Genomic DNA, 18914 nt, shown 5'->3' on the forward strand with positions numbered 1-18914 from the left:
CATTATGCGCAAAAACAAACGCACAACGCAAGAGCGCGAAGTTACCCGCGATGACTTTTTGAAGCCGGCAGATCCGATCGGAACGATGTCACCCGTTTTTCATAAACGGTTTGTGGAGGAGTTCCGCAGGGTAAAAGCGCAACAGGAAGGCCGTCATGAGTAACACCGCTGAAATTATCCAATTCCGTGCGCCTGTAGAGCGTGAGGAGCATCGAGTGGCCGATCTTGATGATGGGTTCACCCGTGTTGCTAATGAGCTGCTGGACGCTGTTCTGGCTTCAGGGTTAACCGAAATCCAGCTTCACATCGTGCTGGCCGTATGGAGGAAAACTTACGGCTGGAACAAAAAAATGGACTGGATCAGCAACGAAGAGTTTGAGCGTATGACGACCAAGGACAGGACTAAATGCTCAACAGCAAAAAACCAGCTTATCCGTATGCAGGTGCTTGTTCAGAAAGGACGTTCAGTAGGAATGAACAAGAACATTTGCGAGTGGGAAACCAAGTTTAACGGATTCGGTAAAAGTTTTACCGAATCAGTAAAAGAAAGTTTTACCGAATCAGTAAAGGGGGCTTTACCGAATCAGTCAAACACAAAAGACACTATTCAAAAGACATTAAAAACAGATCCCCCTAAAGCCCCCAATGGGGAATTTTCGGAGGAAGTTCTCTCACAAGCAAAACAAGCCCTGGAGTATTACAACGAACTCACAGGGGGTTCCTGCCGTTCTGCAGAACCATTCGCAGTGCTGCTGACCGAAACCAAAACCCGCAGCGCGTACACCCTGCAAGACCTTCAGTTGGTTTGCCGTTGGGTGGTGCGCACCTGGAAGCAGCGAAATAACACCGTTGCCAAGCCGGCGAACATCTGCCGGGTAAACCGGTTCGATGGCTACCTGTCCGACGCCGAAGCCTGGCAGAAAACCTGCGTAGAAATCGACTGCCAAGCGGTGGTGGATATTTACAACGAAATTACAGCGGGCCGTATGGCGCCTGTAGAGCTCGACAGGGAGCGCGAAATTTCTATCCGTGAACTCACCACCCACCTCGCCACAAAGTCACCTGAGGGCTTTGGTGCGTATTTTTCGGCATTCCTTGAGGACGCCAGAGAGTTTTACTTCGGCGGGCCGACTGGGGAAGGCTGGCATGCTGATTTCGAATACCTGATGAAACCTCAAACATTGCGCAAAGTTCGGGAGGGAACCCTGTGATCAACATCGACATCGAAGCAAGCGTGATTGGCGGCTTGCTGCTAAGCGGTTTGACACCGGATGCCGCTGACGTAGTGGCTACGCTTGACCCAGAATCATTTTCTGTTCCGTTTTACCGCAACACGTTCAGGGAAATTACTCGCCAGGCCAATAACCGCGGACTGATTGACAGTTTGCTGATCGCTGAGGCAATGGGGGATCAGCACTTTGGCGATGTCATGGAAACCTGCCGGAAATGTCCAAGCGCTGCGAACCTCAAAGGCTATGCCCGCCTTGTGGGAGAGTATTACCAGATCCGCCAGTTCACAAAACTGATGGAATCCAGCTACGACCTGATCGCCGGCGCCCAGAACCATGAGCGGGCACTCGCAGGCATTCAGGAGTTTTCGAGCAAGATTTTTTCGATTGCCAAGCCTCACGATGAGCATCGCCCTGTTCACATCGATGAGCTGCTGGAGTCTTACGCTGAGCTGTTACAGCACCGCATGGACAACGGCGAAGAGTCGGACACGCTGAAAACAGGCATCCCAGAGCTCGACGCAATTACCGGCGGTCTTAACCCTGTCGATCTCGTTGTCGTGGCCGCACGCCCTGGTATGGGAAAGACCGAGTTTGCACTCAAGGTGGCCGAAGGCGTGGCAACGTCGACCGTTCGAATCGGCAATGCCGAGATGCCGCGCGGCGTTCTCATTTTCAGCATGGAGATGAGCGCACACCAGGTTATCGAGCGCCAACTTGCCAATGCGTCAAACATGCCTGTTTCAGCGCTCCGTAACCCGGCGCAGAAAATGGGCGATGAAGAGTGGGCGCGAGTTTCTGCCGGCATCAGTCGCCTGCAAGGGCTTCAGGTTTGGATTGTCGACGCCTCAAAGCTCAACATCGAACAGATCCGCGCGATTGCAGAGCGACTGAAGCGTGAACACCCAAACCTTTCGTTGATCCTCGCTGATTACCTTGGGCTCATTGAAAAGCCACGCGCAGAACGAAACGACCTGGCTATTGCGCATATCTCTGGTGGACTGAAGCGCATGGCGAAAGATTTAAAAACGCCGGTGATGTCACTCAGCCAGCTTTCCCGAGACGTTGAAAAGCGCGCACCTGGTCAGCGCCGGCCGACAAACGCCGATTTGCGAGATAGCGGAAGCATTGAGCAGGACGCAGACAGCATCATCATGCTGTACCGCGAGGCGGTTTATCAGGAAGACAGTCCGGCGGCGCCATATGCCGAAATCATCGTAACGAAAAACCGCTTCGGCTCGCTCGGAACGGTTTACCAGGAATTTCGTAATGGTCACTTCATGCCGACCGATCAAGCGGCTGCATCGCAGATCTGCCGTGCCAAGCCTCAGCAAAAACAAGAGCGTCGATACGCCAGCAAGAGGGATATCTGATGAACGATTTTTGCCTGCATGAAACCACCAAGGCACAGCTTTGGCCTGTTCTAAAAGAGCTGGTGGCTACCGGTAAGCGTTACCGCGTAAGCATCGTTGAATGGCGAGAAAAAAGGTCTCTGAGTCAAAACGCGTTGCTCTGGAAGTGGAATGGAGAGGTAGCGGCTCAACTTACCAGAACCGGTAAAGGCAAGTTTGATCAGGACTACGTTCACGAATATCTGAAAGACCTGTATTGCCCTCCTAAGCCGATCACAGTGATGGGGGAAACGCGTTACGTGAAATCGACCAAGCTACTCGACACCGGGGAAATGACTCGCTACCTGGAGCAAATCGACATGTGGGCACATCAGCGCGGACTTCGTCTGACGATCCCGGCGCAGTGTGAATATCGCCAACTGATGGAGGCGCAAAACGCGTGAAAACCTACAGCATCATTCCAGTGCCAAAGCCGCGAATGACTCAGCGTGATCGCTGGGCATTACGCCCGCCCGTTTTGCGTTATCGCGCTTTCTGCGATGAGGTGCGACACAACCGCATATCACTGCCCGAAAGCGGCTACCACGTTACCTTCGTTATGCCGATGCCGCCAAGCTGGAGCAAGAAGAAACGGGCTGAGATGGCCGGGAAACCGCATCAGCAGAAGCCGGACAAGGACAATCTGGAGAAAGCGTTGCTGGATGCCATTTTTGAGGACGACTGCCGCATTTGGGACGGTCGAGTAACAAAGATTTGGGGCGAAGTAGGCCAAATAATTATAGGGGAAATAGCATGAGATTAGAGTCGATTCCGAAATACTTTGCACCGAAATCACCGACCTTTAGCGACTCACCGCGCGCGACGGCTTCGGACTCTTTGACCGGTACTGACGTGATGGCGGCATTTGGGATGTGCCAGGCGCAGGCGGAGTTGGGCCTTTCGGCGTTCATGGGGAAAATGGGTGTCAGCGATGCCGATAAGGTCAAGGCGGTGACACTGCTGGCGGAGAAGGGCGTGGCTGAATCAGTTCGTGTAGCGCCTCTGAGAAAGCTGCCTGATGAGACAAGAGTTCGCGTTGTTCTGGCTCTATCAGTTTTTGCCTTCCTGGATTACTCCCGCAGCGCATCGAGTGAGGTTGCTTGTGATTGCTGCTCCGGCACCGGATTCATTGAGGTCGAAGTATTTACGAATAAAGTTCACACCCCTTTCCCTGCGAAAGAGTTTGTTAAAGCGTCGATCCGGTTTTGCGCGGATGGCTTCAGACCTTCCGAGTATGAAGTGCGCCGGGAACTGAGAGAGGTTGTTCGCGTTAAGTGCAAAGCCTGCAACGGGAAAGGCAAGGTATCGACGGCCTGCCGTGATTGCTCTGGAAGAGGTACTGCAGTTGATAAGAAGGAGTCAGCAAAGCAGGGGGTTCCGGTCAGAGGAACCTGCAAGCGATGCTCAGGCCGTGGCTATGAGCGCATACCAGCGTCACACGCTTACGCAGCCGTGCAGATGGTCACCGATTCGATTTCCTCGGCGACCTGGGATAAGACCGTGAAGCCATTTTATGACGGCTTAATTCGTCTTCTGGAGAGCGAAGAGAGCCACGCAGAGAGGGTATTGCAGCGAGTGACTGCATAGCGCGAAAAAAATAGTGCAATATTTTATCGTGAGCTATTTACTTTTTCCGAAAACTGGGTAATTATCTTTCTAACACTAGAAATCCGTCTGATTGTTAAGGTGGATTCAAAAATTTCAAAGGCTGCCTTCGGGTGGCCTTTTTGCATTTCAGCCCCAGCCAACATCCGACACACACCTGGCACACCCCGTATCGCCAAATCGTTTACGGCTGGTGGCTGATCCTGCTTTCTGGAGAAAATGATGAAGGTAATTATTGAAGCGCAGGAAGGCATTATCTGGATGCGTAATGCACAAACTGGTGAAGGTATAACTTCAACAGGTTACGTAAAGGACGGCACTCAGCAGAAGATTATTGCCGCCCTTGAAGAGGCTCTCTTTCAGGCAAAAGGCCAATTCGGGTTAGTTGATAACGTTAATTGAATACCGGATGTTGGCTCTATGACCTGGTGGAAGTGCCAAGACAACATTCCAATATCCGCTATGCGGAACACCAATCCTAACCGGGAACCGCGTGTAGAAACCTCCGTAATAGCGTGCACTTCTTCCTGATTTGTAGGCTGAATAGTTACTGTCATCCAGAAGCAAAACGTTAATTTGGTGTGAGCACTGGACGGAAACTACGCTACCACTTTCCATGTATTCCCGGCTATGAATGTGTGACATAAGAAACCCTCTTGGTGGTGTGAGAACTTCCAAGATACCACCGCCGCCTGAGGTGGAAAAATAACAGGCAAATAATTCAAAAGCTGAGCTAATGCTCGGCTTTTCTCGTTTTACTACAGCACAGCCCGATAACCGGGAGGTGGAGTCATGAAAATGCACCCAGACAATCCAAACCTACCGTATTGGTGGTCAAGCCTTCTCGGCCTTTTTTCGCTGCTGTCGCTGCAGGATTACGTCTTTATTGTAGGGGCGTTGATATCCGCCTTCTTTACGATCAAGACGTACTACGCCAAACGGAAGGAAGAGCGCGAACGCCTGGTAGAGGAGCGCCATCGCACGAAAATCATGGAGGACTATCTGCACGGTGTATCAGCCAGGCCAGAAAGCGAGCGACCAGCGGCAGTTGAGGTTGTAGCCGAAGCGATGCGCAGAGCAGAGGGATGATATGTCGATTAGCAAATCAAAACTCAGCGCCGTAATGCTGGCCCTAATCGCCGCCGGCGCATCGGCTCCTGTGATGATGTCGCAGTTTCAGGAAGAGAAAGAAGGCCAACGCCTGAACGCCTACCAGGACGGAGTCGGCATCTGGACAATTTGCGGCGGCGTGACGATGGTCAACGGCCAGAAGGTTGTGAAGGGCCAGCGCCTGACCGCTGAGCAGTGCAAGCAGATTGACGCAGTCGAGCAGAAAAAGGCGCTCGACTGGGTAGACCGCAACGTCAAGGTAACGCTGACTGAACCGCAAAAAGTCGGCATCGCGTCATTCTGCCCTTGGAACATCGGCCCCGGAAAGTGCTTCACCTCCACCTTTTACAAGAAATTGAACGCCGGCGACCGCATTGGCGCTTGCCGCGAAATCCGCCGTTGGATATACGACGCCGGCCGAGATTGCCGCATCCGCTCAAATAACTGCCATGGGCAGATCCTGCGGCGCGACCAAGAGGCCGAGCTGGCTTGCTGGGGGCTGGACAAATGAAGCCCTTACTCATTATTGGCGCTGCCTCAATCGTATTGGTTTCTGTGCTTTGCGCTGTGGTCAACTACTACCACGATAAATCGGAGAGGCTGGCAAGCGAGGTGAAGCAGCAGGAAAAGACGCTGGCGCAGCAGTCAGGACTGATTTCATCCCTGCAAGCACAAGACCGGAAGAACCGAGCCTTGGCTGCGGAGCAACAACAAAGAGAGCAGCTACTACGGCAGCGTGAGGAAACCTACCAGAGGAAATTGCGTGATGCACTTAAAGGCAGTAAATGTGGGATTAGTCCTATGCCTGCCGCTGTTGTTGAGCTCCTGCAGCAGAACGCGGCCGGTACCGCAGCAAGTCGTTCTATTACCCCCTGAATCAGTGTTTACACCATGCGAGCAGCCAAACCTACAAGGCGACACCTGGGGCGATGCACTGAGCTACGCGCTGGAGCTCCAGACGGCGCTTAATATCTGTGCTGGTCAGGTTGAAACACTGAATAAGTGGCGAAAAAAATTGAAAAATGAGTGACACTAAAACGAGTATGCTTACAACACCAATAGGCGTGAACACCTATTGGTGATAGAGCTAGAATAGTGTACTAAGGACTTCTATACCTGCATATAATGATCCGAAAACGGTTAAGTGTGTATTAGCTAACTCCATCAATGATTTGTACTTTTCGAGGCGTGATGGTTTATCATCAGCCTCCTTGAGCTCATTCATTGTCTTAATTATCTGATTTTTAATTGATTCATTCAGCGAGCTACTGTTGATTTCAAGTTTTGTCGATTCGATAGCAGCATCCAAACTGGTCGTTTCTACAGAAAAATCGGATACCTGATTGCTATGAGATTCACCTTCAAAAACAATGCCATCTCCGCCCATGTGGCCGACACGGACATTACTAACGACGTTATTATTAGCACCTTCAGTAAATCTTACTACAGCACTTTTTTTCTTTTCCATTCCAGAACCTTAATTTTATCCAGTAAATTGAAGTTATTGATCATACCAAACATGCTATTAACGTAAACAAATAGCCAGTTTTATAGGTAGAGAATTGGTTGCCTCTCACAAAGCATCTATCTAGGTGTTGCGTAATGAGCAAAACAAAGTCACTGCATTTACAAAACTTTCTGATGCAATAGGTGATCAATCTTGCAAGCCGGAAAGGCAAAAGTGGCGAGGCAACCCCGCGAGGTGTGGCTGATACTGCGATTTGATAGATGGGTGATTAACTGACTGGGAATAGGTATTGAGAGAAGTGAAGTGCGATTTTGGCCAATGCGGTTAGAAAGACAAAACCGGACGATATGGCGACATAAAACTCAGGTGGATAGTTCATAAGGCCTCCTTGGCTAGTTGGAACGTGTAGTTGCTATAAGGGTAACTAATCAGGATTAGCCGGAAGGTAGTGCTGATTATCAATTGTGTCGGCATTTAGAACTCCAACGCCTTGACGCCCCTATAGTCGGGGTTTACCCCCTGTGCGGCACTTCCCTAAAGCGAGGCGTAATGGCTTACATACAGCTGGAGGCTGGCGTATCATCCTCTGAACTAGGAGGATTTTATGTCATACAATCTCGGCAATCTGCCAAAAGAAGAAATGGACAAGGTTAACGTAGACCTTGCGGCGTCAGGTGTGGCGTACAAAGAGCGAATGAACATGCCGATCGTACCGGCGCAGGTGGAGGCGGAGCAGCCTGAACACCTACGCGAACTCTTCCGCGAACGTCTGCAGCACTACCGCAGCCAAAGCCACAAGTTTCCAGGGCCAAACGACCCGCGATACCAGCAGATGGCAGAGGCAAACGGTAAGAAGTAAGCATAGGCCCAGGTGCTCGAGTGGCTGAAGAGTGACACCGATATAATCCTTAGCGCTGGCGCGGTAGCCAATAGTGCGGGGATCGCAGGTTCGAATCCTGTCCTGGCAACCAACAAAGTTAACCCGCTTCGGCGGGTTTTTTTATGCCCTGAAAACTGGAGACTTTAATGTCCGAAACGGTAGAAATCACACAGGGGCAGAGTATCCGCCTCCGATTGTTAATGTTAGTTGGTTATGAAACGACAGCGGCAGCTAAGGCTATTGAATTTGTGGCTGATGATCCTTTCAAAGCGAACTTATTCGAGCAGCAGTTTAATCGTATCACCGAGTTTACTGATGTCATTTCCAGAACCATGAAGGCGATTCAGGAGAGCAAAGAGGCGCTACCACTATTCGATTCAACTGGATCATAGGCATCGCAGCAGCCATTCAGTGAGTGGCTGATTCAATGCTACCGATAACCAGCAGGAGGAAGTCATGGCAAAGCAAACGCAGGATGAAAGCCATGTTCGGCGGCCATATCCGCCCCTACAGTTCATCGAGTCCCATCAACTGATGCCATACATCGGCCTAGTGCCTGCAAACGAAGTGCAGGAGTGGCTGAAGCGTCAAATTATCGACGAAGCCGGCAGCCTGTTTAACCCAGACCACGGACACCTTGCAGACGCCGATCTGCGCTTCATGTGGGCATCGTCTGCGTTTGAGAAAAAAGGGCGCCATGTGCTCGGCCAGGCTGAAGAGGTAGCGATGCGCGCCGGCGGCTGGCAGAAGGCCAGGATGGAACAGCAGATACATGAGTGGTTCGGCGATGTGCCGAAATTCATCATCACGCTTGCTGCCGACTACTGCTCACAGTGTTCTGATGCTGAGTTCTGCGCCCTGGTCGAGCATGAGCTTTACCACATCGCGCAGGCAACAGACGATTTCGGCGCGCCAAAATTCAACAAGGAAGGCCAGCCGGTGCTGAAGCTGCGCGGCCACGACGTTGAAGAGTTTGTTGGCGTGGTTCGCCGGTACGGCGCCAGCATGGAAGTTCGGGAACTGGTTGATGCGGCCAACAGGCCTGCGGAGGTGGCACAACTAAACATTGCCAGGGCGTGCGGTAACTGCATGTTGAGGCTGGCGTAAATATTGGACTGTATTGGACGGATGGTGATTTATGGCTGCATTAAAACCAGATGTAAAAGCCTTCATCATTCAGTCGCTTGCGTGCTTTGACACCCCTACGTTGGTGGTAGAGTCCGTCCAAAAAGAGTTTGGGCTAAAAATCACGCGTCAGCAGGTTGAATCTCACGACCCTACAAAGGTTAGTGGCAAGTCGCTGGCTAAGAAGTGGGTAGACCTGTTCCACACGACGCGGGAGCGATTCAAGACGGAAATCTCAGACATTCCGATCGCCAACAAGGCCTACCGGCTGCGCGTTCTTGATCGCATGGCGACGCGAACCGAAACCATGAAGAACTACGCATTGGCCGCTCAGATCGTCGAGCAGGCCGCGAAAGAGTGCGGCGATGCGTATACGAATCGACAGAAGGTAGAGCACACAGGTAAAGACGGCGGCCCCATCGAGTCGGCCACGTTGACGAAAGACGAATACAAGCAGGCTCGGCGGGAGATGTTGGAGGATGACGACTGTTGAGCAGCGGAATTATGCCCGCAAGATAGAGTGTGAAGAGGATGGGATGTATTTCTCCCGCTACTTCTTCAAGCAGAGAACTGGCGGCAAGATGATCGTCGCACCGCATCACAAGGTAATCCAGGAGACACTGGATCGTGTGATCGATGGCGAGATTCAGCGTCTGATTATTAACGTCCCTCCAGGCTATACAAAAACAGAACTGGCGACCATCAATATGATGGGGAGAGGACTGGCGCTAAATAGGCGTGCCAGGTTCATGCATCTGTCGTATTCGCACAACCTTGCTCTTCTTAACTCATCTACAGCGCGAGGAATAATAAAGTCTCGTACTTATCAATCCATGTGGCCTATGGAGCTTCGCGATGATGCTGATAGCAAGGCGATGTGGTGGAATGAGTTTGGCGGCGGCGTGTATGCGTCATCAGCAGCAGGCCAGGTAACCGGATTTCGAGCCGGGCACATGGAACCAGGCTGGCAAGGCGCTCTGGTTATAGATGACCCAGTAAAACCTGACGACGCTTACTCTGAGATCGTCCGCGATGGCGTAAATAACCGCTTTAACGAGACAATAAAATCACGACTGGCGATCGAGACGACGCCGATGATTGTGATTATGCAGCGCATCCACTACCACGATCTGAGCGGTTATCTTCTGCGCGGAGGTAGTGGTGAGAAATGGCATCATCTGAACTTGCCGGTGATTATCGACAACAGTCAGTCATACGCTGCGCAGTATCCAGAAAACACCCACGCTATACCGATTGACCACGGATTGCCTGATGGTTGGCTGTGGCCATTCAAACACAACGAATCGCATCGAACATCTCTGTTTTCTCATCGCCGCACTGCGGAAGCTCAGTATATGCAGAAACCTCGCCGCTTCAATGCTGAGGGGGCGCTGTGGAACGAGCAGATGATAAGCGCTGCTCATGAACTACAAATCAAGCATGACAAGGTTCGTACAGTCGTGGCGATTGACCCACAGGCAACCAACAGCGATGAGAGTGATGAAACAGGGATAGTTGCTGCAAGTTCCTATGGCGCTGGAGACAAAAAGCAATTCTCGGTTGATGGGGATTACAGCGGTAAATATTCCCCAGCAGGATGGGCTAAAAAAGCGATATGGGCGTATGAACATCATCAGGCAGATGCGATCGTCATAGAGACAAACCAGGGTGGTGATATGGCGGAGGAGACACTACGTAATGCAGGCTTTAAAGGGCGGATTATTCGAGTTCACGCCAGTAAGGGGAAGTATGCCCGAGCGGAACCGATATCAGCCCTGTACGAGCAAGGCAGGGTGTTGAATCAGGGAAATCTCTACGTGCTGGAAAATCAGCTGATGGAGTATATACCGACCACTGCCAAAAAGTCACCAGACCGCCTTGATGCCATGGTTTATGCGCTGACTGAACTTAACGGCTCTCAACCGAGAGGGATGATGCTCCCTAAGCGGCTACAGTAAACCACTCCAAACGGAAACCACATGAACAAAAATCTCCAACTGGCCGTCAACCATGCGTTGAACGACGCCAGGATTGAGCGTGCTCGTATGGCGATGCTTGGGCCATCTATGGGTCTGGATAATAAACGCGGCTCCGCCTGGTGCGAATACGGCTTTCCTGAGCAGATCACTTACGACAACCTTTATTCACTGTATCGCCGCGGTGGTATTGCGCATGGCGCCGTGGAAAAGCTGGTGGGCAAATGCTGGCAGACCAACCCAGAGATCATCGAGGGTGATAAGGCCGACGAGAAGCGCGCGGAAACTGCCTGGGAGAAAAAACTCAAAACGGTATTCACGAACCGGTTATGGCGTGCTTTTGCAGAGGCTGACCGCCGTCGGCTTGTCGGACGTTACTCTGGCATTTTGCTGCACATCCGCGACAACAAACCATGGAATACCGAAGTAACCAGAGGCCGAGGCCTAGAAAAAGTCACGGTAGCCTGGGCTGGTTCACTAAACGTGAGCGAGTGGGATACCGGGCTTAACTCGCAAACATACGGCCAGCCGAAGATGTGGCAATACACAGAGCGGCTTTCAAATGGAGCCTCGCGACGTGTCGAAATCCATCCAGGCCGGATCTTCATCCTTGGCGACTACACCGACGACGCTATCGGGTTTCTTGAGCCAGCATACAACGCCTTCGTCAGTCTGGAGAAAGTAGAGGGCGGTTCCGGTGAGTCATTCCTGAAGAACGCAGCTCGGCAGCTGGCGCTAAGCTTCGACAAAGAGATTGACTTCGGCAGTCTGGCGTCTATGTATGGTGTCAGCGTTGACGAATTGCAGGACAAGTTCAACGAAGCCGCGCGAGAGATGAACCGCGGCAACGATGTGCTTATGAGCCTGCAGGGCGCCGATGTTACCTCCCTAGTTTCCCCTGTGTCTGACCCAAGCCCAACCTATGCCGTGAACCTGCAGACGGCTTCTGCCGGTGTTGATATTCCTTCGCGGATACTGGTAGGCAACCAGCAGGCTGAGCGCTCAAGCACCGAAGACCAGAAGTACATGAACGGACGCTGCCAGAGTCGCCGCGGTGATCTGTCTTTCGAAATTGAGGACTTCTGCGACAAGCTGATCGACCTGAGAATTATCGATTCTGTCGGACAGAAAACGGTTATCTGGGACGATCTAAATCAACAGACTCGCGCTGAGCGTCTGGCGGACTCTAAGACCATGGCAGAGGTGAACAAGGCTATGGTTGAAAGCGGTGATACGGCGCCGTTCAGCGGTGAGGAAATTCGCACTGCTGCAGGATTCGATACTGAAGGCGGCGACCCGCTTGGAGAGACAGGGGATGACGACGAAACCTAAGCCGCCAATCCTGCCGAGCAACATCAAAGACCCCACAGGAGTTGATAAGTTAGAGCGTGGCGCCATGCGTGAGTTTGCAAAGCGCATGAAGCTGATAACGAAAGGCTATATCGACATTCTCAACCGCATCCCCTCCGAACCCGTCGTTAACGAGCGCTACACCTTCCGTCTTGATCAGGGGCTTCTGTCGATGCTGCTGCAGAACGGTGAAGCGCTGGTGGACGAAATTCTTCTGGAGGGCGGGGAATTCAATCTGTGGTTCTTTGGTCGCTATGTGTCCGTGGCTTACCAACGCGGGACGGCGCAGGAGTATTACAACCTCTCCCAGCAATCCTCCGCTTACGCTGCCGGCCAGCAGGATGTTCCCAACATCTTGTTGAGTGAGCCCTATCAGCTGCGGCTGATTCTGGTCAGAGCGCGTGAATTCGAAGAGATGAAAGGGCTCAGCGCTCAGGTTAAGAGCGATATGGCGCGAATTCTGACTGATGGTATTGCCAGGGGGCTCAATCCGCGAGACGTAGCCAAAAACCTCAACGAGCAAACCGGCATTGAAACCCGGCGTGCGAATCGCATAGCCAGGACGGAAATCACTACCGCACTGAGGCGAGCACGCTGGGATGAGGCTCAGGATGCGCAAGACCGCTACGGCATCAAAACAAAGCTGCTTCACATCTCTGCGTTAAGCCCTACCACCCGAGCAACGCACGCCGCCAGGCATGCTCACCTATACACGCAGGATGAAGTTAGGGAGTGGTACGCGAAGAACGGAAATGCCATCAACTGCAAATGCTCGCAGCTTTCCGTGCTGGTGGATGACAAGGGTAACCCTCTCACTCCTTCGATCATCGACAAGGCCAAGCAGACGTTCAACGACATGAAGGAGAGAGGCTACAAATGGGCAGAGGGTTAATCCATGAAAGTTCAAGTTAACGTCACTACGAAGGTCAACAGCCAGGCAATTCGCCGGGAGTCATACAACGGCCGCGAGCATCTTGTTTTGCCGAGCTACACACTGCCGGCAAACGTGGTCATGAATGATGGGCTATATACGGCCAGCGAAATCGATGCTCACTATCAAGGGCTTGAAGGCACGCTGGCGCCGCTGGGGCATCCTCAGCTAAATGGCGCATTCATCTCTGCCTTTTCTCCTGAAGGTATCAACCAGGGCCATATCGGCGCCTGGAATCGCAATGTGAAGAAATCTGGCAACCGGATTTACCTAGAGAAGTGGGTTGATACCCAGATCGCCAACCAAAGCGAGGGCGGCAGGGAGCTTATCTCCCGCGTAGAGGCCATTGAGCGCGGCGAAGATGTTCCACCTATTCACACCAGCGTTGCGGTGTTTCTCGACCAGCTTGAACCCAATGAGCAACAGAAGGCCACAGGTGCCAAGTGGGTGGCGAAGATTCACGGCATGGATCATGACGCAATCTTGCTGCATGAAGTAGGCGCAGCGACACCTGAGCAGGGCGTTGGTCTGATGGTTAACGCTGACCTTGCCATGCCGTTAAAAGCTAATTCTGGCGCGCTGATTGGCGAATCCTACCGGGATCGTGAGCAACGCCTAGACCGCGCTGCAAAAGATAAATTTGCTCCCGGCGAAAATGAATATGCCTGGGTGGCAGACTTCACCGACTCACAGGTAGTGATCATCCGCAACGGCGGCGCCGCCCAGGTTTATGGCTACACATCGGAGGGCGGAAAAATCACCTTTGATGAAACCGGCACGCCGGTTGCGCGTCAGGAATCCTGGGTGACGGTCGTCGCCAACAAAGTTAAATCCCTTTTCAATCCGCAGGAACAACCTGCAACCAACCACCAAACGGAGGGCGACATGCCTTTAACCACTGAAGAGAAACGAGAGCTGATCACCGAAATCGGCAAAGGCCTGGCCGCCAACTTCGCCGAGGCGCTCAAGCCTATCACCGATAAAGTTGATGCGCTGCAGGCAAACCATAACCAACTGGCCGAAACCCTGACTGCAAACTCTCGCGCGGAAGAGAAAACCAAGCGTGAAGCCGTTGCGGCTGTTCTTGGTGAACTGGCTGCTAATGCCCTGACAGGCGAAGCGTTGGATGACGCTTTTAAGCGCCTGGGAAGCTCGGCTCAGTTGGGCGGTAACTCCGGTCAGCATCAGCAAGAAAATGGCGCACCTGCCGCCGAAGAACACTTCAAATAAGGGGGCTATCCAATGCCACGTTATCGTCGCGTAAACATCGACGGAAAGTCGCTGTATAAGACCGAAACCCGCACCACTGCCGCGGCACTTTTGCCAGGCACTGCTGCCGTCATCAACGCCAGCGATGAATTCGCTCAGGCTACCGCGCTAAATGGCCGGATCTACATCATCGACGTTGCCTACCATCAAGGGCTGAAAATCACCGAGGCGGTTCCTGCTGGAGACTCTGCTGTAGGCAACTACGTGGAAGAAGGTCGTGAATTTGCGCTGCTCTGCGTACCTGGCGCGTACAAGAAAGACAGCCCGATCAAGCTTGGCGCTAACGGCCAATTCACCCTGGCAACTGCTGACACTGATTCAGTGATCGGTTACAGCCAGGACGAAGCCACCATCGCCGCCGGCGCTACCGATTTCATCCGCGTGCGTATGCGCGTTGGCACTGTCGCCGCTGGCGCTTAAAAGAAGGATAAACGCACATGTATTTCTCCAAAGAGACATTGGCGGCTAATAGCCGTCTCGGCGGTCACTGGAATGAGCTGTGGGCGAACCGCAATATGTGGAACGCCAATCATAACGCCATGATCGCTGCCAGCCGCGCCCACATGACGCAGGAGTGGTTGGCAGTAAACGCTGCTGGTGGCTTTACTCGTGATTTCTGGGCGGAAATTGATCGCCAGGTACTGCAACTGCGCGATCAGGAAGTTGGCATGGAAATCATCAACGATCTGATCGGCGTGCAAACGGTTCTGTCCGTCGGCAAAACTGCCAAGCTGTACAGCGTGGTCGGTGATATTGCTGATGACGTGTCGGTAAGCATTGACGGCCAGGCGCCATTCTCCTTTGACCACACCGAATACGCCAGCGATGGCGACCCAATTCCGGTATTCACAGCCGGCTATGGTGTGAACTGGCGTCATGCTGCCGGTCTGAACACCGTGGGTATCGATCTGGTGTTGGACTCGCAAATGGCTAAGATGCGTAAGTTCAACCAGAAGCGCGTCAACTATTACCTCAACGGTGATCCTAACATCCAGGTTCAGTCCTATCCTGCGCAGGGCATTAAAAACCACCGCAACACCAAAAAGCTCAATCTGGGGGCTGGTGCCGGCGGCGCAAACATCGATCTGACTGCAGCAACGATGACTCAGTTGTTCGAGTTCTTCGGCAAAGGTGCATTCGGTGCGCTGGCGCGCGCCAACAAAGTCGCTCAGTACGACGTGATGTGGGTATCCCCAGAAATCTGGGCAAACCTGGCGCAGCCATACGTGGTCAACGGCGTTGTGAGTGGCACTGTATTGCAGGCGGTACTGCCATTTGCACCGGTTAAAGAAATTCGCATGACCTTTGCACTGAAGGGTAATGAGTTCGTCGCATACGTTCGCCGCAAAGATGTGATCTCTCCGCTGGTTGGCATGGCTGTGGGTGTTGTCCCGCTGCCGCGGCCTCTGCCAAACGTTAACTACAACTTCCAGATCATGTCTGCCGAAGGTCTGCAAATCACTGCGGACGATCAGGGGCTTTCTGGTGTTGTCTACGGCGCCAATCTGGCGTAAGGGGGAAACATGGCTAAATACGAAGTTATTCGCCCCTGGAATGGCGTAGAGATCGGTGATGTGTTGGAACTGGAAAATCTTCACCCAGCGCTGAAATCTAACGTGCGGTTGATGCGTGGCGCGGCCGGCGGTGAACTAACCCCGGCCACCCCGGATGCCGGCAACGAAACAATGTCGCGCAAGGATGCTATCAAGGCGCGGCTCACTGATCTGGGGATTGAGTTCAAAGGCAACCTCGGCGAAGAAAAGCTCGCTGAACTGTTGCCGGAAGGCGAGCTCGAAAATCTGTTCCCTGCTGAATAACAGCCGCCGCCAAGGCGGTTTTTTTATGCCCCGTTTCGGCGGGGCTTCTTCTTACAGGAATCAGCCATGGTGAATAAAGAAAAGGCCAAGGAATATCTGGAGTCACAGGGTATCACCTTGCCTGATTTCGTCCTGGATGCGCTGGTGGAGCAGGTGAACAGCATTCAGGAATGTCTGGATGCGAATTACCCAGCATCCACAGCGTTACTCATCCAACTCTATCTTCTTGGGCTTATGGGATTAGGCCAGGGCGATAAATACATCAGCTCTCAAACGGCGCCAAGCGGGGCATCGCGCTCCTTCCGCTATCAGTCATTTAGCGATCGTTGGAAGGGGGCGCTGAACCTGCTGCGCGGGTTGGACAAAAAAGGGTGCGCTATAGGCCTGATTCCACCTGACCCAACAAACAAGGCTTTTGCCGGTGTATGGATTGGCAAGGGCGGCTGCATGTGCGGTGGTGGTTGATGTCATGGATACCTGTCACCGAACGATTACCAAAGCCTTTTGAACGCGTCTGGGTGAAGACTGACACGGCCAGGCAAACCACGGGATTCGTTAACGACCGCGGTGAGTGGAAATTTAATTGCCCGAAAATCGCGGCAGAACGGCCTGCGGTGATTAGCTGGAGAGAGTGACATGTCATCATTAGCCATTTGGTCATATACGGCTGAGGCCACGATATGGCGCAATCTAGGCAATAGTGAAGCGGGCGATCCTCTGGGTTGGGCTCCGCCTGAAATTATCATGTGCGATTACCAGGGCGGACTCTCGGCGAAGCTGAACAATATCGGTTCGGAAATCACTGTAAAAAACACTGTGTGGACTGAATTCACCGAAGCAAAGAAAGGCGACTATCTGCTTATCGGCGTGTCTACCATGGTAGACCCGATCGCCGCGGGCGCCGATGAGGTGGTACAAGTGATCCGCTATGCCGACACGTTTGAGCGCCTGGCAGAGGATATAGCCATTCTGACGGGAGCGTAGCGATGGGCGTAAAGATAAAGGGTATCAAAGAGGCCCAGCGGCGCCTTGATGCCGTGGTAGAGGATGTCAGGACGAGAAAGGCGGTCAGGGCTATCAAATCTGCCGTGATGATAATCGCTAATGAAGCAGCGTTGATGACCCCGGTTAACATCGGCAACCTGATAAATTCGCAGTACCAGGAGACAATGATTAACGGTACACGAATTACGGGACGCATCGGCTACTCAGCGAATTATGCAGTCTATGTCCATAACGCCAGTGGCATCATGAAGGGGTTACCGCGGCCAAATAACCGCGGCAATTACTGGGATCCTGCTGGTGAACCTAAATTCCTCACCAAGGCCGCAGAGAAAACCCGCCGGCAGGTGGACGAGATAATCAGGAAGGAGATGATGCTGTGACACCTCCAATGTATCTCCGCCTACGAAATCTTTTCGAGAATGCAGGTCTAACCGCGGGGCTCACCATCCAAGCGCTGATGTGGAACGACACGGGTAAGTTAACCGACGCCTTCATCGTGTTCCGTCCTGGTGGTGGTTCAGATATTCAATACGACCGCGGCGGAGATTTCTTCGTAATGGTCGATGTTGTCGGGGCCAAAGGGAAGAACGCAGAAGCAGATGCCGCGGCGAACAAAATCGCCGACTACATCAGCAGCCAGCAGGGTGCTGATAGCTGTGTTGGCGCTTTGCGTCTGCTTGGGGGCTCTCCAACGCCAATCCCATCAGCAGAGGGGCGATTAATCTACCGGCTTTTAGTCTGCTGCACCTACGGCGAATAACGCACATATCTATCCATCAGGCTGCCTATGGGCGGCCTTTTTTATTTGAAGAGGTAACACATGCAAGGTTGTGCAAATGATACCGGCAAGCTGATCGGTAAAGTCGCGGTGCTGCGTATGGCTTTCGGCTGTGCTGACACGCTGCCGGCACTGAGTGACTGGAAGCGCCTCGGCGCGCTGACCACCAAGGGCTTCGACTTCTCGCCAAACTCCGTGACGTCTGAAGCGGACGACGCGAAAGGGCTGGTGGAGAACCTGGTAACCAATATGGACTTCACCATTTCCGGTGAAGGTGAATTCCGCCGCAAAGACAAAACCACTGAGATCGGCGCTCTCAACATCTCCAAGTACATTTTCGATGAAGTGCAGGCTGGCCGACAGCCGTCGATCTGGGTGCGATTCGATTTCGTCGGAGAAGACTCCGGCACCTACATCATGGGCTACTTCAACACCACGTCGTGGTCTGGTGATTTTGGCACGAGCGACATCTCCACTTTCTCCGGCGAGTGGAAAGTTGCTGATGCCGATACTGTCGTGTTTGAAGTCGCCGCGGATGTACCGGTTACCGGTGTGACAGTGGCGCCAGCAACAGCAAGCATTGCTGTAGGGGCTACTCAACAGCTTACCGCCACCGTGGCGCCGGCTGATGCCAGCGATAAAACCGGCACCTGGTCATCCTCGGCAACCGGTAAGGCCACCGTCAATCAGTCAGGTCTCGTTACTGGCGTTTCTGCTGGCGCGGCCACAATCACGTTTACCACCAACGATGGCGCCAAAACGTCAACCAGCGCGATCACCGTTACTGCATAGCAAATGGTCGGGAAACCGACCGTCGATCTGACAAAGACTAGCCCTGCTCATGCGGGGCTTTTTTGTACCTGAAATTCATCGCGCACCGCACGCGCAGTAATCAAACCAAGAACCTTTCAGGATGACCCTTGAGGAACCGGCTGGCTGTCGGAGCCTTCTTGGGGCCGTTTCCTGTGCGACAAGGTTCA

At 52.9% G+C, this 18914-nt stretch carries 29 protein-coding genes; 27 read left to right on the forward strand and 2 right to left on the reverse strand.

Going from position 1 to position 18914, the window contains the following annotated elements; translation table 11 throughout:
* Positions 1–4 precede the first annotated feature (4 nt).
* From FOT55_RS25455 to FOT55_RS15070, 7 genes are all read left to right on the forward strand, one after another.
* Positions 5–163 carry a hypothetical protein gene (locus FOT55_RS25455; protein ID WP_154232795.1) on the forward strand — a complete coding sequence of 53 codons (159 nt, stop codon included), beginning with the start codon at positions 5–7 and terminating at the stop codon, positions 161–163.
* Positions 156–1211 (forward strand): replication protein, encoded by a 1056-nt coding sequence (locus tag FOT55_RS15045; protein ID WP_147823641.1) that lies wholly within the window; start codon positions 156–158, stop codon positions 1209–1211. The genes FOT55_RS25455 and FOT55_RS15045 overlap by 8 nt, the downstream gene beginning before the upstream one ends.
* Positions 1211–2602, forward strand: a complete 1392-nt coding sequence (locus tag FOT55_RS15050; protein ID WP_147823688.1) for a replicative DNA helicase — start codon at positions 1211–1213, stop codon at positions 2600–2602. The genes FOT55_RS15045 and FOT55_RS15050 overlap by 1 nt, the downstream gene beginning before the upstream one ends.
* Positions 2602–3024: a NinB/YbcN family protein gene (locus tag FOT55_RS15055; protein WP_085819278.1), complete on the forward strand. Its 423-nt coding sequence runs from the start codon at positions 2602–2604 to the stop codon at positions 3022–3024. Before FOT55_RS15050 ends, FOT55_RS15055 begins: the two co-directional genes overlap by 1 nt.
* A 35-nt stretch (positions 3025–3059) precedes the next feature.
* Positions 3060–3377 (forward strand): RusA family crossover junction endodeoxyribonuclease, encoded by a 318-nt coding sequence (locus FOT55_RS15060; protein WP_212637321.1) that lies wholly within the window; start codon positions 3060–3062, stop codon positions 3375–3377.
* Positions 3374–4207 carry an antitermination protein Q gene (locus FOT55_RS15065; RefSeq protein ID WP_147823642.1) on the forward strand — a complete coding sequence of 278 codons (834 nt, stop codon included), beginning with the start codon at positions 3374–3376 and terminating at the stop codon, positions 4205–4207. Before FOT55_RS15060 ends, FOT55_RS15065 begins: the two co-directional genes overlap by 4 nt.
* A 240-nt stretch (positions 4208–4447) precedes the next feature.
* Positions 4448–4627: a hypothetical protein gene (locus FOT55_RS15070; RefSeq protein ID WP_060387656.1), complete on the forward strand. Its 180-nt coding sequence runs from the start codon at positions 4448–4450 to the stop codon at positions 4625–4627.
* Here the strand turns inward: FOT55_RS15070 and FOT55_RS15075 are convergent.
* Positions 4607–4870 carry a DUF1883 domain-containing protein gene (locus tag FOT55_RS15075; RefSeq protein WP_072265526.1) on the reverse strand — a complete coding sequence of 88 codons (264 nt, stop codon included), beginning with the start codon at positions 4868–4870 and terminating at the stop codon, positions 4607–4609. The genes FOT55_RS15070 and FOT55_RS15075 overlap by 21 nt on opposite strands.
* 147 nt (positions 4871–5017) lie before the next feature.
* Between FOT55_RS15075 and FOT55_RS15080 the strand changes: the two genes are divergently transcribed.
* From FOT55_RS15080 to lysC, 4 genes are read left to right on the forward strand one after another with little or no spacing between them, the layout of a single operon-like run.
* A complete protein-coding gene (locus FOT55_RS15080; protein WP_147823643.1) occupies positions 5018–5314 on the forward strand; it encodes a hypothetical protein in 297 nt (98 codons plus the stop codon).
* A gap of 1 nt (position 5315) precedes the next feature.
* Positions 5316–5846 (forward strand): lysozyme, encoded by a 531-nt coding sequence (locus FOT55_RS15085; RefSeq protein WP_147823644.1) that lies wholly within the window; start codon positions 5316–5318, stop codon positions 5844–5846.
* Positions 5843–6211 (forward strand): DUF2570 family protein, encoded by a 369-nt coding sequence (locus FOT55_RS15090; protein WP_147823645.1) that lies wholly within the window; start codon positions 5843–5845, stop codon positions 6209–6211. Before FOT55_RS15085 ends, FOT55_RS15090 begins: the two co-directional genes overlap by 4 nt.
* Positions 6102–6365 (forward strand): Rz1-like lysis system protein LysC, encoded by a 264-nt coding sequence (gene lysC / locus FOT55_RS25540; protein ID WP_222706558.1) that lies wholly within the window; start codon positions 6102–6104, stop codon positions 6363–6365. The genes FOT55_RS15090 and lysC overlap by 110 nt, the downstream gene beginning before the upstream one ends.
* A gap of 57 nt (positions 6366–6422) precedes the next feature.
* On the opposite strand, the gene FOT55_RS15100 is transcribed toward lysC, so the two are convergent.
* The gene (locus tag FOT55_RS15100) at positions 6423–6803 is read right to left on the reverse strand and encodes a hypothetical protein (RefSeq protein ID WP_147823647.1); all 381 of its coding nucleotides are present in this window, start codon (positions 6801–6803) and stop codon (positions 6423–6425) included.
* A 604-nt stretch (positions 6804–7407) separates the two neighbouring features.
* Between FOT55_RS15100 and FOT55_RS15105 the strand changes: the two genes are divergently transcribed.
* The 16 genes from FOT55_RS15105 (at position 7408) to FOT55_RS15185 (ending at position 18726) form a co-directional block, all read left to right on the forward strand.
* Positions 7408–7662: a DNA polymerase III subunit theta gene (locus FOT55_RS15105; protein ID WP_033646503.1), complete on the forward strand. Its 255-nt coding sequence runs from the start codon at positions 7408–7410 to the stop codon at positions 7660–7662.
* 167 nt (positions 7663–7829) lie between these two features.
* Entirely contained in the window at positions 7830–8075 is a 246-nt protein-coding gene (locus FOT55_RS15110; protein ID WP_147823648.1) for a DUF2560 family protein, read from the forward strand.
* 64 nt (positions 8076–8139) lie between these two features.
* Complete coding sequence (locus FOT55_RS15115; RefSeq protein ID WP_147823649.1) at positions 8140–8790, forward strand: putative metallopeptidase; 651 nt, start codon at positions 8140–8142, stop codon at positions 8788–8790.
* Between the two features lie 31 nt (positions 8791–8821).
* The gene (locus FOT55_RS15120) at positions 8822–9301 is read left to right on the forward strand and encodes a DUF2280 domain-containing protein (protein ID WP_060387661.1); all 480 of its coding nucleotides are present in this window, start codon (positions 8822–8824) and stop codon (positions 9299–9301) included.
* Positions 9288–10766 carry a phage terminase large subunit family protein gene (locus tag FOT55_RS15125; protein WP_049188540.1) on the forward strand — a complete coding sequence of 493 codons (1479 nt, stop codon included), beginning with the start codon at positions 9288–9290 and terminating at the stop codon, positions 10764–10766. Before FOT55_RS15120 ends, FOT55_RS15125 begins: the two co-directional genes overlap by 14 nt.
* Before the next feature lie 21 nt (positions 10767–10787).
* Positions 10788–12116: an anti-CBASS protein Acb1 family protein gene (locus FOT55_RS15130; protein ID WP_147823650.1), complete on the forward strand. Its 1329-nt coding sequence runs from the start codon at positions 10788–10790 to the stop codon at positions 12114–12116.
* Complete coding sequence (locus FOT55_RS15135) at positions 12100–13026, forward strand: phage minor head protein (protein ID WP_147823651.1); 927 nt, start codon at positions 12100–12102, stop codon at positions 13024–13026. The genes FOT55_RS15130 and FOT55_RS15135 overlap by 17 nt, the downstream gene beginning before the upstream one ends.
* A gap of 3 nt (positions 13027–13029) precedes the next feature.
* Entirely contained in the window at positions 13030–14295 is a 1266-nt protein-coding gene (locus FOT55_RS15140; RefSeq protein ID WP_147823652.1) for a hypothetical protein, read from the forward strand.
* Between the two features lie 12 nt (positions 14296–14307).
* Positions 14308–14754, forward strand: a complete 447-nt coding sequence (locus FOT55_RS15145) for a gp53 minor capsid family protein (protein ID WP_147823653.1) — start codon at positions 14308–14310, stop codon at positions 14752–14754.
* A gap of 17 nt (positions 14755–14771) precedes the next feature.
* Positions 14772–15848, forward strand: coding sequence for a major capsid protein (locus FOT55_RS15150; protein WP_147823654.1), 1077 nt, complete (start codon positions 14772–14774; stop codon positions 15846–15848).
* A gap of 9 nt (positions 15849–15857) precedes the next feature.
* Complete coding sequence (locus FOT55_RS15155; RefSeq protein WP_147823655.1) at positions 15858–16151, forward strand: Zn-dependent oligopeptidase; 294 nt, start codon at positions 15858–15860, stop codon at positions 16149–16151.
* A gap of 66 nt (positions 16152–16217) precedes the next feature.
* Positions 16218–16616, forward strand: a complete 399-nt coding sequence (locus FOT55_RS15160; RefSeq protein ID WP_147823656.1) for a DUF7370 family protein — start codon at positions 16218–16220, stop codon at positions 16614–16616.
* 171 nt (positions 16617–16787) lie between these two features.
* The gene (locus FOT55_RS15170) at positions 16788–17135 is read left to right on the forward strand and encodes a hypothetical protein (RefSeq protein ID WP_147823658.1); all 348 of its coding nucleotides are present in this window, start codon (positions 16788–16790) and stop codon (positions 17133–17135) included.
* A gap of 2 nt (positions 17136–17137) precedes the next feature.
* On the forward strand, positions 17138–17536 hold the full coding sequence (locus tag FOT55_RS15175; RefSeq protein WP_127146599.1) for an HK97 gp10 family phage protein: 399 nt from the start codon (positions 17138–17140) through the stop codon (positions 17534–17536).
* On the forward strand, positions 17533–17916 hold the full coding sequence (locus tag FOT55_RS15180) for a phage tail termination protein (RefSeq protein ID WP_147823659.1): 384 nt from the start codon (positions 17533–17535) through the stop codon (positions 17914–17916). Before FOT55_RS15175 ends, FOT55_RS15180 begins: the two co-directional genes overlap by 4 nt.
* 60 nt (positions 17917–17976) lie before the next feature.
* Positions 17977–18726, forward strand: coding sequence for an Ig-like domain-containing protein (locus FOT55_RS15185; RefSeq protein WP_041033806.1), 750 nt, complete (start codon positions 17977–17979; stop codon positions 18724–18726).
* Positions 18727–18914: the final 188 nt, after the last annotated feature.

This window comes from Serratia bockelmannii (assembly GCF_008011855.1).
Taxonomy (GTDB): domain Bacteria; phylum Pseudomonadota; class Gammaproteobacteria; order Enterobacterales; family Enterobacteriaceae; genus Serratia; species Serratia bockelmannii.